At 65.8% G+C, this 24,741-nt stretch carries 16 protein-coding genes, 1 tRNA gene and 1 pseudogene; 16 read left to right on the top strand and 2 right to left on the bottom strand.

All coding sequences use genetic code 11. The annotated features are described in order from the left end of the window. The first annotated feature begins 142 nt into the window (after window positions 1-142). Window positions 143-1,078: a GTP cyclohydrolase FolE2 gene (folE2, locus tag AC1PK7_RS12100; RefSeq protein ID WP_481100887.1), complete on the top strand. Its 936-nt coding sequence runs from the start codon at window positions 143-145 to the stop codon at window positions 1,076-1,078. Between the two features lie 258 nt (window positions 1,079-1,336). Here the strand turns inward: folE2 and AC1PK7_RS12095 are convergent. Further along, a tRNA-Glu gene (locus AC1PK7_RS12095) sits at window positions 1,337-1,411 on the bottom strand. A gap of 30 nt (window positions 1,412-1,441) precedes the next feature. Between AC1PK7_RS12095 and pcnB the strand changes: the two genes are divergently transcribed. The 7 genes from pcnB to AC1PK7_RS12060 all read left to right on the top strand — a co-directional run bounded on the left by pcnB (window position 1,442) and on the right by AC1PK7_RS12060 (window position 7,682). Then, on the top strand, window positions 1,442-2,860 hold the full coding sequence (gene pcnB / locus AC1PK7_RS12090) for a polynucleotide adenylyltransferase PcnB (RefSeq protein WP_295911571.1): 1,419 nt from the start codon (window positions 1,442-1,444) through the stop codon (window positions 2,858-2,860). Beyond that, window positions 2,857-3,366, top strand: coding sequence for a 2-amino-4-hydroxy-6-hydroxymethyldihydropteridine diphosphokinase (folK, locus tag AC1PK7_RS12085; protein ID WP_420010000.1), 510 nt, complete (start codon window positions 2,857-2,859; stop codon window positions 3,364-3,366). Before pcnB ends, folK begins: the two co-directional genes overlap by 4 nt. Window positions 3,367-3,397: 31 nt before the next feature. Then, entirely contained in the window at window positions 3,398-4,216 is an 819-nt protein-coding gene (gene panB / locus AC1PK7_RS12080; protein ID WP_209230174.1) for a 3-methyl-2-oxobutanoate hydroxymethyltransferase, read from the top strand. After that, complete coding sequence (gene panC / locus AC1PK7_RS12075) at window positions 4,213-5,052, top strand: pantoate--beta-alanine ligase (protein WP_209246672.1); 840 nt, start codon at window positions 4,213-4,215, stop codon at window positions 5,050-5,052. Before panB ends, panC begins: the two co-directional genes overlap by 4 nt. A gap of 181 nt (window positions 5,053-5,233) precedes the next feature. Then, window positions 5,234-5,614 carry an aspartate 1-decarboxylase gene (panD, locus tag AC1PK7_RS12070; protein WP_019802071.1) on the top strand — a complete coding sequence of 127 codons (381 nt, stop codon included), beginning with the start codon at window positions 5,234-5,236 and terminating at the stop codon, window positions 5,612-5,614. Continuing rightward, entirely contained in the window at window positions 5,611-7,125 is a 1,515-nt protein-coding gene (pgi, locus tag AC1PK7_RS12065) for a glucose-6-phosphate isomerase (RefSeq protein ID WP_420009998.1), read from the top strand. Before panD ends, pgi begins: the two co-directional genes overlap by 4 nt. 137 nt (window positions 7,126-7,262) lie before the next feature. Then, on the top strand, window positions 7,263-7,682 hold the full coding sequence (locus tag AC1PK7_RS12060; protein WP_481098292.1) for a hypothetical protein: 420 nt from the start codon (window positions 7,263-7,265) through the stop codon (window positions 7,680-7,682). Here AC1PK7_RS12060 and AC1PK7_RS12055 read toward each other — a convergent pair. Continuing rightward, window positions 7,679-8,818, bottom strand: a complete 1,140-nt coding sequence (locus AC1PK7_RS12055; RefSeq protein WP_481098291.1) for a cytochrome-c peroxidase — start codon at window positions 8,816-8,818, stop codon at window positions 7,679-7,681. The genes AC1PK7_RS12060 and AC1PK7_RS12055 overlap by 4 nt on opposite strands. Before the next feature lie 26 nt (window positions 8,819-8,844). Here AC1PK7_RS12055 and AC1PK7_RS12050 point away from each other — a divergent pair, with 26 nt between their 5' ends. From AC1PK7_RS12050 to AC1PK7_RS12015, 8 genes and pseudogenes are all read left to right on the top strand, one after another. Then, window positions 8,845-13,779, top strand: a complete 4,935-nt coding sequence (locus AC1PK7_RS12050) for an IPT/TIG domain-containing protein (protein ID WP_481098290.1) — start codon at window positions 8,845-8,847, stop codon at window positions 13,777-13,779. Between the two features lie 63 nt (window positions 13,780-13,842). Next, the gene (locus tag AC1PK7_RS12045) at window positions 13,843-19,239 is read left to right on the top strand and encodes an RHS repeat-associated core domain-containing protein (RefSeq protein WP_481098289.1); all 5,397 of its coding nucleotides are present in this window, start codon (window positions 13,843-13,845) and stop codon (window positions 19,237-19,239) included. Continuing rightward, complete coding sequence (locus tag AC1PK7_RS12040; RefSeq protein WP_481098288.1) at window positions 19,236-19,736, top strand: hypothetical protein; 501 nt, start codon at window positions 19,236-19,238, stop codon at window positions 19,734-19,736. The genes AC1PK7_RS12045 and AC1PK7_RS12040 overlap by 4 nt, the downstream gene beginning before the upstream one ends. Before the next feature lie 129 nt (window positions 19,737-19,865). Further along, window positions 19,866-20,504, top strand: a complete 639-nt coding sequence (locus tag AC1PK7_RS12035; protein ID WP_481098287.1) for a hypothetical protein — start codon at window positions 19,866-19,868, stop codon at window positions 20,502-20,504. Then, a pseudogene (locus tag AC1PK7_RS12030) lies at window positions 20,486-21,076 on the top strand (RHS repeat-associated core domain-containing protein); the annotation flags it as partial. The gene AC1PK7_RS12035 and the pseudogene AC1PK7_RS12030, both read left to right, overlap by 19 nt. Continuing rightward, window positions 21,073-21,435 (top strand): hypothetical protein, encoded by a 363-nt coding sequence (locus tag AC1PK7_RS12025; RefSeq protein ID WP_481098286.1) that lies wholly within the window; start codon window positions 21,073-21,075, stop codon window positions 21,433-21,435. The pseudogene AC1PK7_RS12030 and the gene AC1PK7_RS12025, both read left to right, overlap by 4 nt. Window positions 21,436-21,572: 137 nt before the next feature. Continuing rightward, window positions 21,573-21,755, top strand: a complete 183-nt coding sequence (locus tag AC1PK7_RS12020; protein ID WP_481098285.1) for a hypothetical protein — start codon at window positions 21,573-21,575, stop codon at window positions 21,753-21,755. A gap of 368 nt (window positions 21,756-22,123) precedes the next feature. Then, window positions 22,124-24,712 (top strand): glycoside hydrolase family 3 protein, encoded by a 2,589-nt coding sequence (locus AC1PK7_RS12015; RefSeq protein ID WP_481098284.1) that lies wholly within the window; start codon window positions 22,124-22,126, stop codon window positions 24,710-24,712. The last annotated feature ends 29 nt before the right edge of the window (window positions 24,713-24,741 follow it).

The raw sequence follows: 24,741 nt of genomic DNA, 5'->3' as shown, positions 1-24,741 counted from the left end.
CTGGCACTCCCAATGGCTGAGGTGTGCGATCGATGGTCCCGTAGGTGTGCGTTTGTTGTGTTACTTTATAACAATAGTCGCTCTGATCTCGCTTGCCTTTCCTCGCTCCCTCGCCGCTCCCGCCGATCCGATGAACCTGCAGATCCCCTCGCCATTGCCCGATGTCGCCGCCGACGAACCTTCGCAGATCGCCGCACCCCTGAACTGGGTGGGCATGGACGGCATCGCGCTGCCGATCTGTCTGGAGGTGGGCGAGGGCGCACCTGCGGCACCCGTGCCGGCGCAGGCCGCGCTCGCCGTCGACCTGCCGTCGGCGCAGGTCAAGGGCATTCATATGTCGCGGCTGTACCGCCTCCTCGACGAGAGCGCGCAGCAGCCGCTGTCGCCGTCGCGGCTGTCGCAGTTGCTGCGGGCGATGGTGCACAGCCATGCCGACTGCGCCTCGACCGCGGCACGGGTGTCGCTGCGCCTGGAACTGCTGCGTCGCAGCCCGGCGCTGCGCAGTCCGGGGCTGGCCGGCTGGCGGGCGTATCCGCTGCGGATCGACGCCGAGCTGCGCGGCGGCGTGGTCCGCCTGGGGCTGGGCGTGGAGTTGTTGTATTCCTCGACCTGCCCATGCTCGGCGGCGCTGGCGCGGCAACTGCTCAGCGAGGCGTTCGTGCAGCAGCACGCGGACCAGGCCTCGGTCCCGCGCGAGGCGGTTGCGGACTGGCTGCTCCGGCACGGCAGCCATGCCACCCCGCATAGCCAGCGCAGCGTGGCCTCGGTGCGGGTCGGCGTGTCGGCCCGCGCGGTGCGCTTCGACGCCGAGGGAGTGATCGTGCTGGCCGAGCAGGCCCTGGCCACGCCGGTGCAGGCGGCGGTGCGCCGCGCCGACGAACAGGCGTTCGCGCGCCGCAACGGCGAGAACCTGATGTACGTGGAGGACGCCGCGCGGCGCCTGCAGCAGGCGCTGGGTGTGCGCTACGCCGACGTACAGGTGCAGGTGCGGCATCTGGAAAGCCTGCATGCGCACGATGCGGTGGCAGAGACCGCGTCGGCGCCGGTCGCCATCGCGGCGGGGGAGGGCGGCCGCTGACGCAGCGCGAGCTGACCCGCGGCGACATGCCCAATGTCGCCGCTCAGCTCCTGCGCCTGTGCGATTGAGCCTTCGCCCAGGCCGGCATGGGCGCCTGGGCGTTCTTCGAGACGCTGGCCGGCGCCTGCCTCCGCTTGATAGAGGGCGACCTGCGCCTGCGCCACCCAGGATGCGGCGTTGTCGATCGCCGGCCCCAGAACGCAAAAAACCCCGCCAAGGCGGGGTTTCTGCTGTGTCGCGCTGCAGGCGAGGCGAGGATGGCGCTCCCTAGGGGACTCGAACCCCTGTTTTAGCCTTGAGAGGGCCACGTCCTAACCACTAGACGAAGGGAGCGTTTGGTCGCGTCGATTGCAGCGCGCTAGTATATGGGTCTCGCCGCCCTTCGGCAATCCCGCAACCCGATACGGAAGCGCCATCATCAATCCGCCAGTTCCATCGCCATTCACCCTGCGCGCGATCCCGCGCGATCAGCACCCCATCTCGCGCAAGGACATCAGCCCCAACGCCCTGCGCGTGCTGTACCGGCTGCGCGAGGCCGGCTTCGGCGCGTACCTGGTCGGCGGCGCGGTCCGCGACCTGCTGGTCCAGGTCCAGCCCAAGGACTTCGACGTCGCCACCGACGCCACGCCCGAGCAGGTCAAGCAGCTGTTCCGCAACTGCCGCCTGATCGGCCGCCGCTTCCGCCTGGCGCACGTGGTCTATGGCCGCGAGATCATCGAGGTGGCCACCTTCCGCGCCAACGTCGACGACGGCAGCGGCGACCGCGAGGTGGACAACGGCCGCCTGGTCCGCGACAACGTCTACGGCAGCATCGAGGACGATGCGGTGCGCCGCGACTTCACCTGCAACGCCTTGTACTACGCCATCGAGGACTTCTCGGTGCGCGACTACGTCGGCGGCTTCGAGGACGTGCAGGCGCGGCTGATGAAGCTGATCGGCGACCCGGAGCAGCGCTACCGCGAAGACCCGGTGCGCATGCTGCGTGCGGTGCGCCTGGCGGCCAAGCTCGATTTCGAGATCGAGGCCGGTACCGCCGAGCCGATCCCGCGCCTGGCCGGGCTGCTGGCCGAGGCCGCCCCGGCGCGGCTGTTCGAGGAAGTGCTCAAGCTGTTCCTGTCCGGCCACGGCGTGGCCAGCTTCGAGGGCCTGGAGCGGCACGGGCTGCTCGCCGCGCTATTCCCGGAGAGCGCGGCGGCGCTGCGCTCCAACCGCAGCGGCGCATTGCGGCGGATGCTGATCGAGGGCCTGCGCAACACCGACAACCGCGTCGCCAACGACGAGCCGGTATCGCCGGCGTTCCTGTTCGCGCTGCTGCTGTGGCCGGCCTATTGCCGTGCGTTGATGACCCTGCAGAAGCAGGGCATGCAGATGGAGGAGGCGCAACGCCGCGCCGCCGACCGGGTGACCCTGCACCAACTGAGCACCGTGGCGCTGCCGCGGCGCTTCTCGCTGCCGATGCAGGAGATCTGGCTGCTGCAGTCGCGCTTCACCTCGCGCCAGCGCAAGCGGGTGATGCGCACGCTCTCGCACCCGCGCTTCCGTGCCGCGTTCGATTTCCTGATCGTGCGCCAGTCGGCCTCGGACGAGCATGCGGCCGACATCGCCTACTGGCGCGAGCTGCAGCAGCAGCCCGGCTACGCGCCGCCGCCGCGCGGCTTCGATCCGGAGGTGGATTACGCCGGCGACGAGCTGGCCTTTGCGCCGCCGGCCGACAGCGAAGAGACGCCCAAGCGCCGCCGGCGCCGGCGGCGCCGTCCGGACGCCGCCACGCCCGTCGAGTGAGCGCCGCGACACCGGCGCCGGTCCAGGCCTGCATCGGCCTGGGCGGCAACCTCGGCGACGCCGCGGCGACCCTGCGCGCGGCCCTGGCCGCGCTCGACACCCTGCCGCAGACCCGCCTGCTGCGCGCCTCGCAGCTGTACCGCAGCCCGGCCTGGGGCCGCGAGGACCAGCCGGACTTCATCAACGCCGCGGCGCTGGTGAGCACCGCGCTGCCGGCGCCGGACTTGTTGCAGGCGCTGCTGGATCTGGAACACCGCCACGGCCGCCAGCGCCTGCCCGGCGAACGCTGGGGCCCGCGCACCCTGGACCTGGACCTGTTGCTGTACGCGCAGGCGACGATCGACCTGCCGGGGCTGCAGGTGCCGCATCCGTACCTGCACCAGCGCGCCTTCGTGCTGCTGCCGTTGGCCGAGATTGCCGCCGACGCGGTGATTCCGGGGCATGGAACGGTGCGTGACGTACGCGACCGCATCGAAACCGGCGGGATCGCGCCAATCGGTAGATAATGCTCGGCTCATTACCGCCGCACATGAGCTTATGAGCAGCCACGCCGACAGCAAGCCCTGGACCGTTCCCGCCCTGGCCGAGGCCAAGCGCCGCCAGCAGAAGCTGGTGATGCTGACCGCCTACGACGCCGGCTTCGCGCGGACCTTCGACGCCAACGGGGTGGACCTGATCCTGATCGGCGATTCGCTGGGCATGGTGGTGCAGGGCCATGATTCGACCCTGCCGGTGAGCGTGGACGACATCGCCTACCACACCGCCGCGGTGGCACGGGTGCTGCAGCGCGCGCTGCTGGTGGCCGACCTGCCGTTCCAGTCCGATGCCACCCCTGAGCGTGCGCTGGACGCGTCGACCCGGCTGCTGCAGGCCGGTGCGGAGATGGTCAAGCTGGAGGGCGCCGGACACAAGCTGGAGGTGATCCGCTTCCTCAGCGAACGCGACATCCCGGTGTGCTCGCACCTGGGCCTGACCCCGCAGTCGGTGCTGACCTTCGGCGGCTACAAGATCCAGGGCCGCGAAGAGGCCGCTGCCGCCAGGTTGCTCGCCGACGCCAAGGCGGTCGCCGCGGCCGGCGCTGCGCTGCTGGTGCTGGAATGCGTGCCGTCGCCGCTGGCCGCGCGCATCACCGCCGAAATCGACATCCCCACCATCGGCATCGGCGCCGGTCCGGACTGCGACGGCCAGGTGCTGGTGATGCACGACTTCCTCGGCCTGGACAGCGGCCACCGCCGCCCGCGCTTCGTCAAGGATTTCCTGGCCGAGGGCGGCTCCATCGCCGGTGCCGCCCGCGCCTACGCCGACGCGGTCCGCGCCGGCACCTTCCCCGACGCCGAACACGCCTACGCCAAATGATCGAGACCATCACCGACCTGGCACGACTGCGCGCCACCGTCTCCGGCTGGAAGCGGCAGGGCCTGCGCGTGGCCTTCGTGCCGACCATGGGCAACCTGCATGCCGGGCATTTCTCGCTGGTGATGCTGGCGCGGCAGTACGCCGACCGCGTGGTCTCCAGCGTCTTCGTCAATCCGACCCAGTTCGGCCCGAACGAGGATTTCACCCGCTACCCGCGCACGCCCGAGGCCGACACCAGCGGCCTGGAAGGCGCCGGCTGCGACGTGCTGTGGCTGCCGACGGTGGAGAGCATGTATCCGCTGGGCGTGGAGCTGGCGCTGCGCATGCACACCCCGGGCGTCAGCGAGGTGCTGGAAGGCGCCTGCCGGCCTGGCCATTTCGACGGCGTCTGCACCGTGGTCGCGCGTCTGTTCAACCAGGTGCAGCCGGACCTGGCGGCGTTCGGCAAGAAGGACTACCAGCAGCTGGCGGTGATCCGGCAGATGGTCGCCGACCTGGCGTTCCCGATCGAGATCCTCGGCGGCAGCATCGTGCGCGAGGCCGACGGCCTGGCGATGAGCTCGCGCAACCAGTACCTGTCGGCCGAGGAGCGGCCGCGCGCGGCGCAGATCCACCGCACCCTGCGCGCGATGCGCGACGGTCACCTGGCTGGGCGCCCGCGCGCCGAGGTGGAGGCGGACGCGACCGCGCAGTTGCAGGCGGCCGGCTTCGAGGTCGACTACAGCGTGTTGCGCACGCCCGACCTGAGCGAGCCGCAGGACGCCACCGGCCCGCGCGTGGCGCTGATCGCCGCGCGCCTGGGCCGCACCCGGCTGATCGACAACCTGGAATTCTGAGCGCGGCAGGCCCAGGGCCGTTGCCATGTAGGAGCGGCTTCAGCCGCGACGGGCTTCCCCGTGAACGCCTGTCGCGGCTGAAGCCGCTCCTACGGTGCTGGATGCGAGGCGGCCCGGTCACCACCGCCACCTAACCCTCGGCTGCTAAACTGCGCGTCTTTCCTGACCGCAGTCCCGTGCCATGCAACTGAGCCTGTTGAAGACCAAGATCCACCGCGCCACCGTCACCCATTCCGAGCTGAACTACGAAGGCTCGATCGCCATCGACGGGCTGCTGCTGGACGCGACCGGCATCCGCGAGTTCGAGCAGGTGCACATCTGGGACGTCACCAACGGCGCGCGGTTCAGCACCTATGCGATCCGTGCCGACGAGGGCAGCGGCATCATCTCGCTCAACGGCGGCGCCGCGCGCCACGTGCAGGTCGGCGACCTGATCATCATCGCCGCCTTCGCCGGCATGAGCGAAGAGGAAGCCGCGCGCTTCCAGCCGACCCTGGTCTACGTGGACGGCAACAACCAGATCACCCACACCAACCACAGCATCCCAAAGCAGGCCGCATGACACAGTCCACCGGTTTCGACGCACTGCATTCCCACGCCCAGCGCTTGCGCGGGGCGCGCCTTCCCGACCTGCTGGCGGCCGAACCCGGCCGTGCCGAGACGTTGGCGCTGCAGGTCGGACCGCTGTACTTCAATTTCGCGCGGCAGAAGTACGACCGCGCCGCGCTCGACGCGCTGCTGGCGCTGGCCGCCGACCACGACCTGGCCGGCGCCTTCCAGCGCCTGTTCCGTGGCGAGACGGTCAACGTCACCGAAGGCCGCGCCGCGTTGCACACCGCGCTGCGCGGTGACCTCACCGACGCGCCGGTGGCCAGCCAGGCCCACGCCAGCGCACGCGAGGTGCAACAGCGCATGCGCGCGCTGATCGACGCTCTGGCGCAGACCGAGGTCACCGACATCGTCAGCGTCGGCATCGGCGGCTCCGATCTCGGCCCGCGCCTGGTCGCCGACGCGCTGCGTCCGGTCGCCGGCGCGCGCTTCCGCGTGCACTTCGTCTCCAACGTGGACGGCGCGGCGATGCAGCGCACCCTGGCCACGCTGGACCCGGCGCGCACCGCCGGCGTGCTGATCTCCAAGACCTTCGGCACCCAGGAAACCCTGCTCAACGGCCAGATCCTGCGCGACTGGCTGGGCGGCAGCGAGCGCCTGTACGCGGTCAGCGCCAATCCCGAACGCGCCGCCAAGGCCTTCGATATCGCCGCCGGCCGCGTGCTGCCGATGTGGGACTGGGTCGGTGGGCGCTACTCGCTTTGGTCGGCGGTGGGCTTCCCGATCGCGCTGGCGATCGGCGCCGATGCCTTCGAACAATTGCTGGAGGGCGCGGCGCAGTTCGACGCGCACGCCCTGAACGCGCCGCTGGAGCGCAACGTGGCCGTGCTGCATGGCCTGACCACGCTGTGGAACCGCAACCTGCTCGGCTACGCGACGCAGGCGGTGATGACCTACGACCAGCGCCTGGCGCTGCTGCCGGCCTACCTGCAGCAGCTGGTGATGGAGAGCCTGGGCAAGCGCGTGCGCCTGGACGGCAGCCCGGTCGAGGCCGACACCGTGCCGGTGTGGTGGGGCGGTGCTGGCACCGACGTGCAGCACAGCTTCTTCCAGGCGCTGCATCAGGGCACCAGCATCGTGCCGGCCGACTTCATCGGCTGCATCCGCAACGACGATCCGTACACCGTCAACCACCAGGCGCTGCTGGCCAACCTGCTGGCGCAGACCGAAGCGCTGGCGAACGGGCAGGGCAGCGACGATCCGGCCCGCGACTACCCGGGCGGCCGCCCGAGCACGCTGATCCTGCTCGACGCGCTGACCCCGCAGGCGCTGGGCGCGCTGATCGCGATGTACGAGCACAGCGTGTACGTGCAGTCGGTGGTGTGGGGCATCAACGCCTTCGACCAGTTCGGCGTGGAACTGGGCAAGCAACTGGCCAGCCAGCTGCTGCCGGCGCTGCAGGGCCAGTCCACCGAGATCGCCGACCCGGTCACGCGCGCGGTGCTGGCGCGGTTGCAGGGCTGAGCGAAGCGGAGCGCACGGGGGCTGTTTGCTCCCGTGCGTCCGCGAGGAACGATGCGGTCTGCGCGCGTGCATCGCAATGGCGGCCGCCGATCAGGGAGGAAACAGGGATGATGAACGCGAAAAGGATGGTGTGTTGGATGGTGCTGCCGGCGCTGTTGGGCTTGGGGGCGTGCCAGCGACAAGCGCCTGAGCGCAATCCGGCCGAGGTCGCGGAACCGCTGCACATCGTCGAGGTCCGGATCGGCGCGATGCGCGACGGAAGGCCCGTGCCGCAGACCAGCGATGCGCCGATCCTGGTCAACGTCGCCCTGCGCGGCACTGCCCAGGGACAGGTCCTGAAAGCACGCTTGCTGGATCTGCGCGACGGTCGCCAGGTCGGGCTGGTGGAGCGTGCCATGACCCGCTCCGATCAGGTCCAGTCGCTGCGTTTCGACAATGCGGCCGGCTGGCCGCCGGGGCGTTACATGCTGGAGGTGACGCTCGATGGCAAGCTCGCCTCGCAGCAGGACGTCGACGTGATGGGTCCAGCCAACAGCGCGCCTGGCGCCGGCTCCTAGCGCGGCGCCGCGTCCGCGCTGGACAGCGCCTGCAGGAACAGCACCAGCTTGTGCTTTTCCTCCGCGGTCAGGCTGATCGGCCGATTGCGGGCGAGGTTGCGATAGTAGACCTCGTGTTCCACCGCCGCCGGCAGATCGGCGATGCTGCCGTCGTGCATGTAGGGCGCGGTATCGGCTACCGTCCGTAGCGACGGGGTGCGGAAGGCGCCCAGATCCTGCGGCGCGCGCGTCACCGCAAAGCGGCCCAGTTCCGCCACGCGCACGTCCGAGAGGATGGAGTCGCCCAGGCTCCTGCCTTCGCGGTTGTGCCGCTCGAGCACGTCGAGCAGCGCGGCGACGTTGCCGGCGACCTGATTGAAGCCGATGCCGGCGTGATGGAAGCGCTGATCGCTCGTGGTCGCGGGCGTGCCGTCCAGCCGGTGGCAATCGATGCAGCCGGCCTTGCCGGAAAACAGCACCAATCCCTCGCGTTCGTCCTCGCTCAGCGATGCTTGTGCGCCACGCGTCCGGTAGGTCTCGTAGCGCGTCGGCGGTGCGGGCAACGCGCGGATGTAGGCGGCGAGCGCGGCGGCCACGACCTGGATGTCGCCGCCGTCCTTGTCGGCGGCTGCGTGCAACAGCGACGCGTAGCGCGGGTCGCGGGCGAGGTGGGCCAGCACGGCCTGCCGATCGGGCAGGCCCATCTCGCGCGGGTTGGTCAATGGTTGCAGGACCGCGTCTTCCAGCGTCGCTGCGCGCCCATCCCAGAAAAAGTGCGTCATGAAGCGGCTGTCGAGCAGGCTGGGCGCGTTGCGTGTGCCGCGCTGGCCGCCTGTCCCGGTGGACACCGCGGCACCGTCGGTGTAGGCCAACTCGGCGCGATGGCAGCTTGCGCAACTGGTCTTGCCGTCCGCGCTGAGCCGCGTGTCGTGGAACAGCGCCTGGCCCAGCGTGATGCGCGCCGCCGCTGTGTCGTGCTCGCCACCACCACACCCGGTCAGCACCAGGACGAGGGCGGCTGACCACAGGCGCATGCAGATGACAATGTGATGACGCCAATTCCTTGGCATGACGCTGTTGACTCCTGTCCCCACTGTCGGATATCTATATCCAGGCTGAATGCACGAAGCAAGGTCAGCATACGGACAGCCGGCCATCGTGGCCAGTCTTCAGGGATGAGAGCATGGAACGTCGCGGCGCAGGGATGGGCTCGGTCGTGGGTTTGCTGAAGCGGGCAGCGCAGGCGCCCGCGCGCGGTTGGCGGCACCTCGTGGTCAGAACGGTGGCGGTCTTGTTGCTGACCCTCCTGGCCTGCACGTCTGGCGCCACCTCCTACGTTTATGACGCGCAAGGGCGTCTGGTCGCGGTCAGCAACGACGCCGGTGCCAGTGCCCGCTATCGCTACGACACGATGGGCAATATCGTCGCCGTCGAACGCGTCTCCAGCGGAACCCTCGCGGTGCTGGGCTTCAGTCCGGCGCGCGGTGCGGCGGGCGATCGCGTGCTGATCCAGGGGCAGGGATTTTCCACCACTGCCTCCTCCAACAGCGTGACCTTCAACGGACAGGCAGCGACGGTGCTGGCCGCCAGCGCACGCGAGTTGACGGTGCTGGTGCCCGCCACTGCCAGTACCGGCACGATCTCCGTGGCCGTGGCCGGGCAGAGCGCAAGCAGTGCGCAGCAGTTCCTGGTCGATGCCAACCTGCGTCAGCCGACCATCACGGGCGTATCGCCGTTGATCGCCAGCGCAGGGACGGCGATCACCGTCGATGGACAGAACCTGGCGCCGGTCGCCGGGCAGACTGCGGTGAAGCTGGATCGCAAGACCGCGGTGCTGTCGAGCGCCACCGGCACGCGTCTGGTCTTTCCGGTGCCGGGCAGGAGCGGCAGCGGTCCGGTGACCGTGACCACGCCTTACGGCAGCGCCACGAGCAGCCAGGATGTACTGGTGGTGCCGAGCAGTGTGTCGTCCGTCGGCATCGCCAGCGTCACGCGGCTAACCCTGGATGCCGCCGCCGTCGACGTCGCGGTCGCCAATACGGGTGGGTCTGCCGCGGTCCTGTTCACCGGCATGGCCGGCGATTACCTCAGCGCTCAGTTCCAGTCGCTGGGGTCCACGACGCTGAACTACCTGGTGTTCGGCACCGATAACGTGGAGATCGCCAGTGGACTGGTGAATGCGAACCAGCCCACCCTGCATCTGCCGCGATTGAAGGTGGGCGGCACCTATCTGTTGCTGCTGACACCGAGCACCTCTTCCGCCAGTTGGAAGATGGCAGTGGAGCATGCCGGAGTGCTTGCGTTGGACGGCGCCGAAACCAGCGTCGCCACGTCGCTCGCCGCGCAATCGAAGCGCTACACCTTTCTTGCCCAGGCCGGAAGCAGGCTGGGCCTGGCGGTGGCCGAGCAGACGCCGGCCGGCAGCGGCTGGGGAACCGCCTTGGTGCAGGTCTTCGACGCCGACGGCGTCAATCTGGGCTATCAGTACTGCAACCAGGCCAACAACGGCTGCGCACTCAACATCGCCGCGCCCAGGACCGGCGTGTATCAGGTGTTGCTGACGCCCGGCACCAGCGGTGCACGCACGCTGCGCCTGAATCTGTTGCTGTCCTCGGACCTATTGCAGGCATTGCCGAAAGACCAGGACGTGCTGGCCGAAACGTCGCGTCGAGGACAGAACCTGCGTCTGTCGTTCGATGCCGTGGCCGGTGATGCCTTTGCGTTGCAGGTGGCCGCCCAGACCACCGTGCCCGCTGGCCGTGATGTGTACTACCGCGTTTACGCGCCTGATGGCACCAGTGTTGCCTCGATGGCCGTGCGCGCCGCAGGCACCACCTATGTGACGGCGAAGACCAGCGGCACCTATCAGGTACTGGTGGATCCCGGGTTCGGAGAAACCGTGCGGTTGCATATGCGGCTCAGCACCGGAAACGCGGGGAGTGGCGGTGGTGGGCTCGATGGCGCCACCAGCGCATTCGCCACGCAATTGCCGGGCGACAGCGTGTACTTCACTTTCTCCGCGACCGCCGGGCAGAGCCTGGGACTCGGCATCAGCGAATTGCAGTCCAACGAAAGCGGCCCGCTCAACCTCACCATCTATGGCCCTGCAGGCGCGCCGATGGCCGGTGCCGCCTGCGAGGTGGCCAACGACGGATGTGATGTGAATCTGCCGCAACTGGCGGCAGGTCGTTACGGCGTACTGGTCGCCCCTGCCACGACGACGCAGACGATGCGCTTCAAGGCGACCCTGTCCACCGACCTGGCGCTTTCCTTGACGCGGGATGCGGTCAGCCAGCTCAGCATCGGCCGGCGCGGGCAGAACGCGGCGCTGTCGTTCCAGGCAGGTGCCGGCGACGCACTGGCAGTGAAGGTGTCGGAGCAGACCACGACGCCGGCCAACGGCACGGTCTACTACCGGGTGTACCAGCCCGATGGCACGGCCTTGTCGTCGATGGCGGTCTCCGGTTCGGGCACCCTGACGATGAACACACCTGTCGCCGGGACTTACCGACTGTTCGTCGATCCGCGCCATGGCGCCACCGTGTCCGCCAAGGCGCTGGTGACCACCGGGAGCGCGGGCGGGCTGCAACTGGATGGCAGCAGCGGCGTGTACAGCGCCGCCGCCGGTCAAAGCGCGTTCTTCAGTTTCAGCGCAGCGGCCTCGCAGAATCTGGGATTGGGCATCGGCGATCTGAACCTGAGCAGCGGGACTTATGTCAACGTCAAGATCGCCAATCCCAACGGCTCCACGCTCACGACCGCGACCTGCTATGCCGCCAGTGGCTGCGCCTTCAATCTGCTCAACCTCGCCGCGGGCAACTATGGGGTGACCGTGAGTCCGCAATCCGGCTCCCAGAGCATCGCGTTCAAGGCGACTCTGTCCACAGAGGTCACTGGCTTCCTGCAGAAAGATGCGTCGAGTTCCGTGGACATCTCGCGCTATGCCCAGAATGCGCGCCTGACGTTCACCGGGACCGCCGGCGAGAGCCTGGCCTTGCTCGCCGCCGACGTCGCGACCAGGCCGGCAGGCCGCGACGTGGTCTATGCGGTGTATCGGCCGAACGGCGCGTTGTGGAAGAACGTGACGGCCAGCGGCAATGTCATTCTGGCCATGCCCAATCTCCCTGAGACGGGAAGCTATCGGGTGTTCGTCGATCCGGCGGGCGGCGCGTTGTGGTCGGCACGCTTGAAACTCTCCACGGGCCAGGACGGCAATGTCGAACTGGACGGCGCAGGTGGCAGCTATCAGACGCCTGCAGGCCAGGGCGTACATTTCTCCATCGACACCCAGGCCGGCCAGAATCTGGGGCTGGGGATCACCGACATTGCGGTGAGTTCGGGCAATTACTTCAATATCGCCGTCTACAGCCCGAACGGTACGACCTTGTACAGCGGCAGCTGCTACGTCCAGGATGGCTGTTCGTTGCCGCTGAGGAACACCTTGGCGGGACGCTACAGCGTGGTGGCGACACCGGCCTCGGCGAGCCAGACGATCCAGTTCCGCGCCGTGCTGTCGTCCGAATTGCTGGATCAGCTGACCCGCGATCAGCCCTTGCATCTGGCGCTGGCCCGGTATGGGCAGAATGCGCGGCTCCGCTTCCAGGCGCAGGCGGGCGAGTCGTTGATGCTGCTGGTCGCGGCGCAGACGACACTACCCTCCGGTCGTGATGTGGTGTATCGCGTGCTACGGCCGGATGGTGCTGTCTGGAAGGCGGCGACCATCAAGGTGGGCGATGCCATCAATCTGATCAGTATCCCGACGTCTGGCGAGTATGCAATCCAGGTCGAGAGCAGGACCGGAAGCCCCCTGGAATCGGACATCACCCTTTCCTCCGGAATCTCGCTGCCGATCGATGGCCCTCCGTCGCATGTGGTGACACGCTTGCCGGCGCAATACAAGCACTTCTCCTTCATCGCCAGTCAGGGCCAGAACCTGGGACTGGGCATCAGCGGCATCCAGATCGTGGGCTCAGGGTGGCAGCGCGTCGTTGCGTCCGTCTACAAGGCGGATGGCAGCACGCTGGCGAGCGGATACTGCGACGTGGAGCGCGGCGGCTGCGATTTCGATCTCGTCAACCTCGCTGCAGGCAAGTACGCAGTACTGATCACTCAAGAAGAGGAGCAGGCAGCAACGTACGACGTGACGCTTTCCAGCGATCTCGCCTTGAACCTGCAGCGCGACACGCCGCTGGCCGTCTCCGTCGCCAGACGCGGGCAGAACGCCCGGTTGAGCTTCCAGGGGCAGGCGGGCGACAAACTCGCCGTGCTGGTGCAGAACCAGGCGACCACGCCCGCGGATGGCACCAGCTATTACAGCGTCTACCAGCCGAATGGCACCCTGCTCACGTCCGGATCGACGCGTACCGGTACTGCGATCGGCCTGGGCAGCCTGCCGACGACCGGCCAGTACAGCGTGGTGGTCGATCCGCAGTATGGGCAGACGATCGACACCACGGTCGCCTTGTCCACCGGCACGTCAGTGGCCGTGGACAGCAGTCGCACGTTCGCTGCGGGTCCGCCTGGCGCGGGCATTTTCTTCTGGTTCGATGCGCAGGCCGGGCAGAAGCTCGATTTCGGACTCGATCAGATCGCACTATCAGGCAACGGCTACGCTTGGGTCTATGCGACGTTCTATCGTCCGGATGGCAGCAAGGTCTTCTCCAACACGAATTGCTTCCGTGCCTACGGCTGCGGATTCTCCATCGACGCCGCACAAGCCGGACGCTACGGCGTCGTGGTCGTTCCTTCGTCGGAAGACCAGAGTTTCGCTCTGACCGCCTCGGTATCCAGCACCGTCGTTGGCACCTTGGCGTGGGATGTCCCGCAATCGATCGCCCTGGACAGGCACGGCAAGACCGCCACGCTGTCCTTCAGCGGCACGGCAGGGCAGGGCGTGCTGCTGCGGGTGGTCAATCAGACGACCACGCCGGTCGGACGGTCGGTGACCTATGCGCTGTATCGGCCTGACGGACAGTCGTACAGATCGCTCAGCGCCAGCGCCGGCAGCAGCGACCTGAGCTTCCCGGCGCTCCCGACGAGCGGCACCTATCGATTGCGGATCGTGCCCGAGGACGGCGTCACTGCGGCGATGGACATCACTTTGGACAGTACGCCCTAGAACACCGACGCGATTCCAACGAACGGACGCAGATCGGCGGCAGGCATGGAGCGGAGCGAGCATATGACGTGGTTCAACAGCGCATGGAAAAGCGTGATCCTGGGTGGGGTACTGGGCGCGCTGGCGTCGACGGCCGCCTCCCAACAGCTGGTCTGGTCGACGGCGGCCATGCCGGCTGTCGGCGTTGGCGCTGTCCCTGCAGTGATCGGGCAGTGGCATACGACCGCATTGGCCGATGGCAGCGAGTTGGCGCTGGCGCCCGACGGGCGTTTTCTGCGCCATCGCGTGCCCGGTCGGCGTGCGCGCGAGATCGCGCTGCCATCGGCGCGCATCGACGCCAGCGTCACCTTGCTGCCGAGCGGGCGCGTGCTGGTCTGGGGAGGGCGCGATGCCAGGGGCCGACTGCAGGACGGCGGCGCGTGGTTCGATCCCACGAGCCTTTCCGTGCAGCCCGCGACGGGACTGAGCCTGCGCGCGCGCTATGGACACACCGCCACGGTACTGACCGATGGTCGCCTCCTGCTGGCCGGCGGCACCGGCGATGGCGCCGGCGCGCAGGTGTGGGACGAAGCCAGCGATCGGGCGATCACCCTGCCTGCGGATCTGCCGGGTGGCGGCAACGCAACCTCGCGCCTGCTTGCCGATGGCCGTGTGGCGTTGCCGGCGTCTCGGAGCGCCCAGCGCATCGCCAGCGATGCGGTGTTCGATCCGCTCGCGGGGGCGTTTCTTCCGTATCCGGCCAGCATCGCGGAGCAGCCAGGCGCGCCGCGGCTCGCCGGCAGCGTGCCGGTGCAGGGGGCAGCGGGCGTTGCGCCGACCGCGCGGCTCACGCTGCGCTTCTCGCGTCCGCTGCACATGCCCACGTTGTCCGAGCGCACCGTCACCCTGGTCGGTCCGGAGGGGCGCGTCGCGGTGCGCATCGCGCCGGTGGAGCAGGGCCGTCTGCTGTTCGTGCAGCCGCGTCAGGCCTTGTTCCCGGATTCCCGTTATACCTTGATGGTCGAGGGGGCGCGTGCCGCAACGGGCGATGCCGTTCCGCTGATCGCCCTGGATTTCCGCACCACCGCCTACGACAGCAACGGAAATCCGGTGGCGCATGCAACGGCCACGCCGACACAAGCAGGCGCTGCACCCAGCGTGCAGATAACCGGTGCAGGCACTTCGGCGCACTGTGCCAATGATGGTGTGCCTTGCCGCGCGCACGGCCTGTTGGTGGATGGCGTCTGGTACCCGGGACAGGACAATACCGACAGCCGCTGGCGCATCTATGGTGCCTCGCAACAGCCGGAACATAACGCGCGCATTGCGCGGATCGCCGCGACCTTCCATGTGACGATGGTGCGCGGGCGTGTAGTGCGTGTGGATCAGCAGCCCGTGGCGGGGGTCGAGGTCAGTATCGGCAAGGAGCGCGCGCTTACCGACAAGAATGGCTGGTTCACCCTGTTCGATGTGCCGGCGGGGCACCAGGAACTCTACATCGACGGCAGCACCGCCAACACGGCCGGCGCCGAATACGGTCAATTCGTCGTCGGCACCGAAGTCGCCGCCAGCCGATTGAACGAACTCGGCTATCTGCTGCATCTGCCACGCATCGCCGCGCGCGACAAGATAAGGATCCCGTCGCCGACCGTCCAGGACATGGTCGTTGGCCACCCGGACATTCCCGGCCTGCAATTGCGCATTCCCAAGGGCACCGTCGTGCTGGACCGCAAGGGCCGCCTGGTGACCGAACTGGCGATCGTGCCGACGCCGGTCAATCGCGCGCCGTTCCCGGTCACCGAAAACCATCCGATGGCGTTCACGGTCGAGCCGGGCGGCGCGCAGATCCGCGGACTCGACCCCGGTGCCAACAACGGCATCCAGGTCTACTACCCCAACTACGACGGCTACGCCGCGGGTACCCAGGCCAATTTCTGGATGTACGACCCGCGCGATGGCTGGCGCGTCTACGGTAAGGGCACCGTTTCGGCCGACGGCAAGCATTTCGTTCCCGAGCCTGGCGTGGCTTTGCACCAGACCATGGGCGGCATGTACAGCGTGCCCAGCAACGACCCGCCCAGCGAGGCCGGCTTGCCGCCGGATGGGCATTGCTGCGGAACCCCGGGTAGCGGCGGCGTCGCCAATGCGGCCGATCCGATCGACCTGAAGACCGGCGAGTTCGTCCATTCGGAAACCGACCTGCAGATCGCGGACGTGACGGCGCTGAGCCTCTCGCGCAGCTACCGTCCCCACGACCTGAAGCAGCGTGAGTTCGGCATCGGCACCGCGTCCAACTGGGGCTACTACCTCCACAATCCGGGCGGCACCTACGATTCGCTCGATCTGGTGCTGCCGACCGGCGCCTATATCCGCTTCGATCGGGCCTCCGGTTCCGGCCCGCGTGGCGAGTGGCGCCAAGCCGGTTCGACCACACAGTATGCGGGCGCCGTGCTGCAGTCGGTCTACGATCCGGACCCGTTGCAGCCCTGGGGCCGCGGCTTCCGCATCACCCTGCGCGACGGCAGCCGCATGCAGTTCTCCAGCTACATGGACACCCGCCTGCGCTGGCTGGAAGACCGCTATGGCAACCGCACCACGCTGCTCTACGACGCGGGTCTTGTCGCGCGCATCGTCTCGCCCAGCGGGCGCTACATTGGCCTGGAGTACGACACCCGCAATCGCGTTGCGGCGGCGAGCGACAACGCCGGCAATCGCTGGACCTATGCCTACGACAGCAATGGGTTGCTCGCCACGGTGGGATATCCGGATGGTGGCAGCAAGACATACGCGTATCAGACCAGGACCCAGAACAACGCGCTTGCGCAGCACCGGATGCAGTCCATCACCGACGCCCGCGGCAAGCGCGTTCTGCTCAACGAGTTCGAGGTTGTCAACGGTGTTTCCACGGGCAGAGTAATCAAGCAGACCCAGGCCGACGGCGGCGTCTTCGTCATCGACTATGCGCATGTCGATAGCGGCACCACTGGCGTCCTCGTCACCAATCCCGACGGCAGCAAGCGCCGTGTCGTGTTCGACGGCAACAGTGCCTACCCGAAGACCGACATCCTGGCCTACGGCACCGACAAGCAACAGACCTACAGCTTTGAGCGCAACGCCTACGGGCAGGTCACCGCCAGTATCGATCCGCTCGGCCGTCGCACCGAGTATCGCTACGACGCGGGCGGGCGACCGCTGCAGGTCACGTTGCTGGCGGGCACCACACAGGCGCGCGTGTCCAGCCTCAGCTACACCAGTGACGGCGACCTGCAATCGGCGACGGATCCGCTCGGGCGGGTCACGCGCCTGGACTACGGCACCAACCGCTGCCTGACCGCGGTCACCGATCCTGGCGGCCGCACGGCGCGTTTCGCCTGCGATGGCGCGGGCCTGCCGTTGAGCGCGACCAATGCGATCGGCCAGACGATCGCCTTCCAGTACGCTGGCTACGATCTGGCCGGCATGGTCGATCCGCTGGGGCGCAGCACCCGCTTCCAGTACGACAGCCTCGGCAGGGTAACCGGCAGCCGCGACGACATGGGCAACGCCACGCGCCAGGAATACGACGCGCTTGGCCGTGTCAGCAAGGCCTACGACGCCGCCGGCAATGTGACCGAATTCGGCTACGACAAGAACGGCAACGTCGTGGCGATCCTGCTGCCGCACGGCAACGGCATCACCTATACCTACGACGAGCGCAACCGTCCGTTGACCCGTACCGACACACTGGGCCAGTCCGAGACATGGACCTTCGACACCATGGACCGGGTCGCCAGCTACACCGATCGCAAGGGCCAGAAAAAGACCTTCACCTACGACGTGCTCGGGCGCCTGTCGGTGGTCACCGAGGCCGACGGGCGCACCCAGACCTTCACTTACGACGCCGGCAACCGCCGTGTCGCGCTGGTCGATTCGGCAGCGGGAACCCTGAGCTGGGAATACGACCTGTTCGACCAGGTCATCAAGGCCATCACACCGCAAGGCAACATCGTCTACGAATACGACGCCGCGGGCCGCCGTACCAAGATGATCGCGGCCAACCAGGCGGCACTGGAATACCGCTACGACGACGTCGACCGCTTGCGCACCCTGCTGCAGGGGAGCGAGACAGTGGCGTTCGATTACGACGCCGCCGATCGCCTCACCGAGACCACGCTGCCTAACGGAGTCAAGACCGGGTATGCCTACAACACCGCTAACCAGACCACTGGCATCGCCTGGCTCAAGCCGGACGGCACGGCCCTGGGCGAGATCGGCTACGGCTACGACCAGGTCGGCCGCCTGGTGGCGCAGACCGGCAGCTTTGCCCCGCAGGCGCTGCCGGCGGCCCGCAGCGGCAGCTTCGACGACAACAACCGACAAACCCAGGCCGACGGCCAGACGCTCAGCTACGACGCCAACGGCAACCTGCTTTCCGACGGCGTACGCACCTACGTCTGGAACGCACGCGACCAATTGGTCGAGATCAAGCAGGGAACGGCGAGCATTGCCAGCTTCGGCTATGACCCGCTGGGCCGGCGAATCAGCAAGACCGAAGGCGGACAGACGATCAGCTATCTGTACGATGGGCTGGATGCGGTGCAGGAAACCCAGGGCGGTACCGTCAACCCGATCCTGACCGGGCTTGGCATCGATGAGCGCTATGCGCGAAACGAAGCCAGTGGACGTGCGTACTTCCTGAGCGATGCGCTTGGCAGCACCCGTGCACTCACCAACGCCAGCGGTTCCTTGATCCAGCGCTACGACTACACGCCTTACGGACAGACCAGCCAGGCCAATACAGGGACCAGTAACCCCTATCAGTACACGGGGCGGGAGCGGGATGCGAGTGGGCTTTATTACTACCGCGCGCGGTATTACCAGCCTGGTATGGGGCGATTTGCTAGTGAGGATCCGATCGGATTGATTGGCGGAGCCAATGTATACGCTTATGTGGGTGGTAACCCCATGTCTTATATCGATCCTTATGGACTATGGGCTTGGGGCGATGAACTTCCGCAAGGGCTAGTAGATTTTTCCGCTGGGATGGGTGATACGTTATCCTTCGGGTTGACGAATTCTGTGCGCGATATGATGGGAACCAATGGGGCTGTTAATCAGTGCTCGGGGCAATACAGTGCTGGTGAATGGAGCGGGATTGGGGTTAGTTTGACCTTTGGCGGTGCTCATCTGGGCAGGAACGCAGTTAACCAAGGGGCAAAAGGTCTTGAGAGGTTGATTTTCGATAAAAGAACTTGGGGGAGCGTGCAGCGTACTTGGAGTAGAAGCGTGGGAGGTTATCGTGGACGTTTTGAACTTCATCATTGGTTCACTCCACGATCTGCTGGTGGGTCGAATGCCGGTTGGAATTACTTGCCTGTTTCCGGGCGATTAAATAACCTCATGTCGAATGGTGGAATCGCGTACAACATATTTAAATTTACCACACTGGGGATTTATGGCGCTGTTCCAACGGCGATGATGAACGGGTGCGAGTGCAAATGAAGATTATGAAGCGAGGTAGGAATTTATACATCTCTATTGCTTTTGTTGTTTTGGCTGGCGTATGTTTTTTTGCTGGCTATAGGATTTGGTTGCTTTTTTCTATGTTGAGTTTTTTTTACTTTTTGTCCAGTTTTTCTTCTGAAATAAATAGTCGCAGACCCCATGAGGTCAATGACTTTGGAAGGTTGGGTGATTTTAATGTAGATGATGAGTTGTGTTATGGAATGTACATATCTTTGAATTCAGGCCCTATTTTTATTGATATAAGAAAGGATGATTTTTTGCGCCAGCGTGAAAATTATGCGCAACATTTATACAAAAATAGCTATGATTTAGAGAAGAATTTAAAAAAATTCATTGCGATGAATCCTGAGTTTTCATCAAGATCTATAAACTCATTAGGGTTGCATTCCTTGGAGATGCCTGAAAAGCAGGCTGAGGTCTTCTGGGATCCAGAAGGCTATTCTCAAATACGAGGGTTGGAATTTTTCAAGTAAATTTTTGTGAATTCGGAATTTTTGTCATGGCTAATGTGTGCGACCAATTGGGGTTGCGAAATTTATAGCAGCGGCGTTTTAACTGTTCATTGACAGGCTACCGGCCCCGACCGGTGAGGGTGTAGGCCAGTGGAAGGCTCCCGCTACAACAGCAACTGTGACTTGCAATCGGCGATGATCCGCTCGGGCGGGTCACGCGCCTGGACTACGGCGCCCAACCGCTGTCTGACCGCGGTCACCGACCCTGGCGGCTGCACGGCGCGCTTCGCCTGCGATGGCGCGGGCCTGCTGTTGAGCGGCACCAATGCGATCGGTCAGACGATCGCCTTCCAGTACGCCAACGGCAACCTGCTCTCCGATGGCGTGCGTACCTACGTCTGGAATGCACGCGACCAATTGGTCGAGATCAAGCAGGGAACGGCGAGCATTGCCAGCTTCGGCTATGACCCGCTGGGCCGGCGAATCAGCAAGACCGAAGGCGGACAGACGATCAGCTATCTGTACGATGGGCTGGATGCGGTGCAGGAAACCCAGGGCGGTACCGTCAACCCGATCCTGACCGGGCTTGGCATCGATGAGCGCTATGCGCGGAACGAAGCCAGCGGACGTGCGTACTTCCTGAGCGATGCGCTTGGCAGCACCCGTGCACTCACCAACGCCAGCGGTTCCTTGATCCAGCGCTACGACTACACGCCTACGGACAGACCAGCCAGGCCAATACAGGGACCAGTAACCCCTATCAGTACACGGGGCGGGAGCGGGATGTGAGTGGGCTTTACTACTATCGGGCGCGGTACTATCAGCCTCAATTGGCGCGATTTATTGCTGAAGATCCGATTGGATTTAGTGGTGGTTTGAATGTATACGCGTATGTGAATGGAGATCCCCTGAGTTTTATAGATCCCCTGGGTTTGGATCGTCAGATTATATTTTGGAACGCGCTACCTAATCCAGGATCAATGTTTGGACATGTCTCCTCGGTTGGAGGTAATGGGCAGAATTATTCTTTCGGTACTCACGGTTGGGACACGCAATATCCTACGGCCATAGACTACATAAATAGACAGACCAATAAGGTTGGTCGAAGTGGAGTGGGTGTTTTAATTGAGATGAGTCCTGCGCAGGATGCTAAATTTGACACATGCATGGCAAGTGAGAAAAGCAATCCGACGATGGGGGCGTACAAACTATTCGGCAACAACTGTACAACGGCAGCGCAAGCTTGTTTGGTTAAGGCCGGTGTGCCCGTACCTATGGCTGTGAGCCCGGCGCAGCTTAAAGAAAACCTTTTTGATGCAAACCTTGTTAAGGCAACTGTTCGGTATAAGGCGAAGCCATGAAATTTTTTTTGAAGTCATTAATGTGCATTGTTGGGTTGGCCTTTTTTTTGTGGCTAGTTCTTGCTTCAATTGGTTTCTCTGCTGAGACAGTGGGCGAGACGTCTTTCTATCCAGTTCAGGGTAATAGGGATGTTTTTGCAAAGATGCCATCCTCGACCAACTTCAATATAATTGAATGTTTTGATACGGGGAGTGATTTTTACTATAAAGTTAGACTTGGCTCTGGGGTTGAAGGCTATATTTATGAGCTTAATATGAGATATGAGATGCGTTGGGGGTGGCCCGGGGCCAAGGAGTTTATGATTAGTCCAATCGCTAAGATTTCTTGTTTAACTATGAGTAAGAATTGGGGTGTATAACCTCTTTTTGATTCCGAGCAATGACGAAAAGTAAATAATGTCAACCCCCATGCCAAATGTTATATGCTTAGCTACGACAACAATGGCAACCTGGTCTCCGATGGCGTGCGCACTACTTCTAGAGCGCACGCGACCAATTGGTCGAGATCAAACAGGGAACGGCAAGCATCGCCAGCTTCGGCTATGACCCACTTGGCCGAAGAGTGAGCAAGACCGAAGGCGGGTGGACGATCAGCCATCTGTACGATGGGCTGGACGCGGTGCAGAAGTCCCAGGGCGGCACCGTCAACCCGATCCTGACCGGGCTTCGCATCGACTAGCAAGATCTGCGTCGTGAGGCCGATGGACTTGCCCGCCTCCTGGGCGACGCGCTTGGCACTCGGCAGTCTCTACGGCACGACTTTCCATTTGCGCAGAGCGCGATATCGACTCTATTGCGGTGCAGCAAATCCCCTGTCGCAACGCTGCCGAGTGTCGTAGTGAAAGCTGAGCAGACGCCAGCCGCCACAAGCGACGCCGGTATTCCATCGCTATAGCGTCAGTCGATATCCGTGCGGCATCGAGGCATACCTCGCGCCGCGGTTGACAGGCTTGGGGCGATTCGGGAAGCGTAGGCGCCGGCCGCACCTCGGCGTGTGCGGTCCGGCCGCGACATGGCAGGCGTTCGCCGTTCCTGGGAGGGAGTCTCTTGCATACACAGACCGCTGGCGCGCGCGCGCCGCTTCGCACGGCGCTGGCCGCGGCCGCCGCTTTGGGCCTGCTGGCACTGGCCGCCGCGGTTCCCGGTCGCTCCGTGCCGGTCGCACCGGCGGCCGCACCGCCGCCGCCGATCCATCCGGACCGGTGGCCGTCGCCGGCCTGGCCATTGAAGGAGGATCCGGCGCTGGAGGCGCGCATCACCAAGCTGATGGCGCAGATGTCGGTGGAGCAGAAGGTCGGGCAGACCGTGCAGGGCGACATCGGCAGCATGACCCCGGAGGACGTGCGCAAGTACCACATCGGCTCGGTGCTGGCCGGCGGCAATTCCGATCCCGGCGGCAAGTACGACGCCAGCCCGGCGCAGTGGCTGGCGCTGGCCGATGCCTACTACGCGGCGTCGATGCAGACCGACGGCGCCGGCCCGGCGATCCCGATCATCTTCGGCATCGACGCGGTGCACGGGCAGAGCAACATCGTCGGCGCCACGCTGTTCCCGCACAACATCGGCCTGGGCGCCACGCGCGACCCGGAGCTGATGCGCAAGATCGGCGAGATCACCGCCGCCGAGACCCGCACCACCGGCATGGAGTGGACCTTCGCACCGACCGTGGCGGTGCCGCAGGACGACCGCTGGGGCCGCACCTACGAAGGTTATTCGGAGTCGCCGGAGGTGGTGGCCAGCTTCGCCGGCAAGGTGGTCGAGGGGCTGCAGGGCGTGCCCGGTACGCCGGGTTTCCTGGACGGGTCGCACGTGATCTCCTCGGTCAAGCACTTCCTCGGCGATGGCGGCACCACCGACGGCAAGGACCAGGGCGATACCCGCATCAGCGAACAGCAACTGCGCGACATCCACGGCGCCGGTTATCCGCCGGCGATCGCGGCGGGGGCGCAGACGGTGATGGCCTCGTTCAACAGCGTCAACGGGGTCAAGATGCACGGCAACACGGTCATGCTGACCGACGTGCTGAAGGGGCAGATGCATTTCGGCGGCTTCGTGGTCGGCGACTGGAATGGCCATGCCCAGGTCCCGGGCTGCCGCAAGGACGACTGCCCGGCCGCGTTCAACGCCGGCGTCGACATGCTGATGGCGCCGGACAGCTGGAAGGGCGTCTACGAGAACGCGCTGAAGGCGGTGAAGTCGGGCGAGATCCCGATGGCGCGGCTAGATGATGCGGTGCGGCGCATCCTGCGGGTCAAGCTGCGCCTGGGCCTGTTCGAGGCCGGCAAGCCGTCGCAGCGTCCGCTCGGCGGCAAGTTCGAACTGCTCGGCGCGCCCGAACACCGCGCGGTGGCGCGACAGGCGGTGCGCGAATCGCTGGTGCTGCTGAAGAACCAGGGGAAGCTGTTGCCGCTGAAGCCGCAACTCAAGCTGCTGGTGGCCGGCGACGGCGCCAACGACATGGGCAAGCAGGCCGGCGGCTGGACGCTCAACTGGCAGGGCACCGGCACCAAGCGCGCCGACTACCCCAATGGCACCACCATCTGGGAGGGCCTGCAGCAGCAGGTCGGCGCCGCTGGCGGCAGCGCCGAACTGGCGGTGGACGGCAAGTTCACCACCAAGCCGGACGTGGCGGTGGTGGTGTTCGGCGAGCATCCCTACGCCGAGTTCCAGGGCGACATCGCCACGCTGCTGTACAAGCCCGGCGACGACAGCGACCTGGACCTGATCAAGTCGCTCAAGGCCCAGGGCATCCCGGTGGTGGCGGTGTTCCTGAGCGGGCGGCCGCTGTGGGTGAACCGCGAGATCAACGCCGCCGACGCCTTCGTCGCGGCCTGGTTGCCGGGCTCCGAAGGCGCCGGCATCGCCGACGTGCTGCTGCGCAAGCCGGACGGCAGCGTGCAGTCCGACTTCCACGGCAAGTTGAGCTTCTCCTGGCCGCGCACCGCGGTGCAGTTCGCCAACAACGTCGGGCAGAAGAACTACAGCCCGCAGTTCGCCTTCGGCTACGGCCTCACCTACGAAGACAAGGGCGATCTGAGCCGCCTGTCCGAGGTCTCGGGCGTATCCGGCGCGCAGGCGGTGGGCGGGGTGTACCTGGACCGCGGCAAGCCGGCGACGGGCATCAACCTGATCCTGTTCGGCGGCGCCCAGGCCAACCTGCCGGCGACGACCTTCCCGGCGGCCCTGGCCGACGGATCGCTGAAGGTCACCGCGATCGACCACAAGGCGCAGGAGGATGCGCGCCGCTTCGTCTGGTCCGGCAGCGGCAAGTCCGGCTTGGCGCTGGTGTTGCCCAAGCCGCTGGACGTCTCGCGCGAGAGCAATGGCGACGTGCAACTGATCCTGACGTTGAAGGTGGACGCGGCGCCCGGCGCAGCCGCGCGCATCGGCGTGGCCTGCGGCCACGACTGCGGCGCGCGCGTGGATCTGGGCAAGGCCTTGGCCGCGCTGCCCAAGGGCGAGTGGCGCACGCTGGGCGTGCCGTTGAAGTGCTTCGCGGCGGCCGGCGCCGACCTGACCCGGCTTGAGCGCCTGCCGGAGATCGAGAGCGACGGCGCACTGGACCTGGCGCTGTCGCGGATCGCGCTGGGCAGCAGCAACGAGGCGCAGAGCGTGGTCGACTGCCCGCTGCACTGAGCGGCGGCGCAGGCGGCGAACGGAGTATC

The sequence above is a fragment of the Xanthomonas sp. NCPPB 3174 genome, assembly GCF_056725205.1.
The sequence above is the reverse complement of the archived record's forward strand: the minus strand, read 5'-3'. Positions and strand labels throughout refer to the sequence as shown.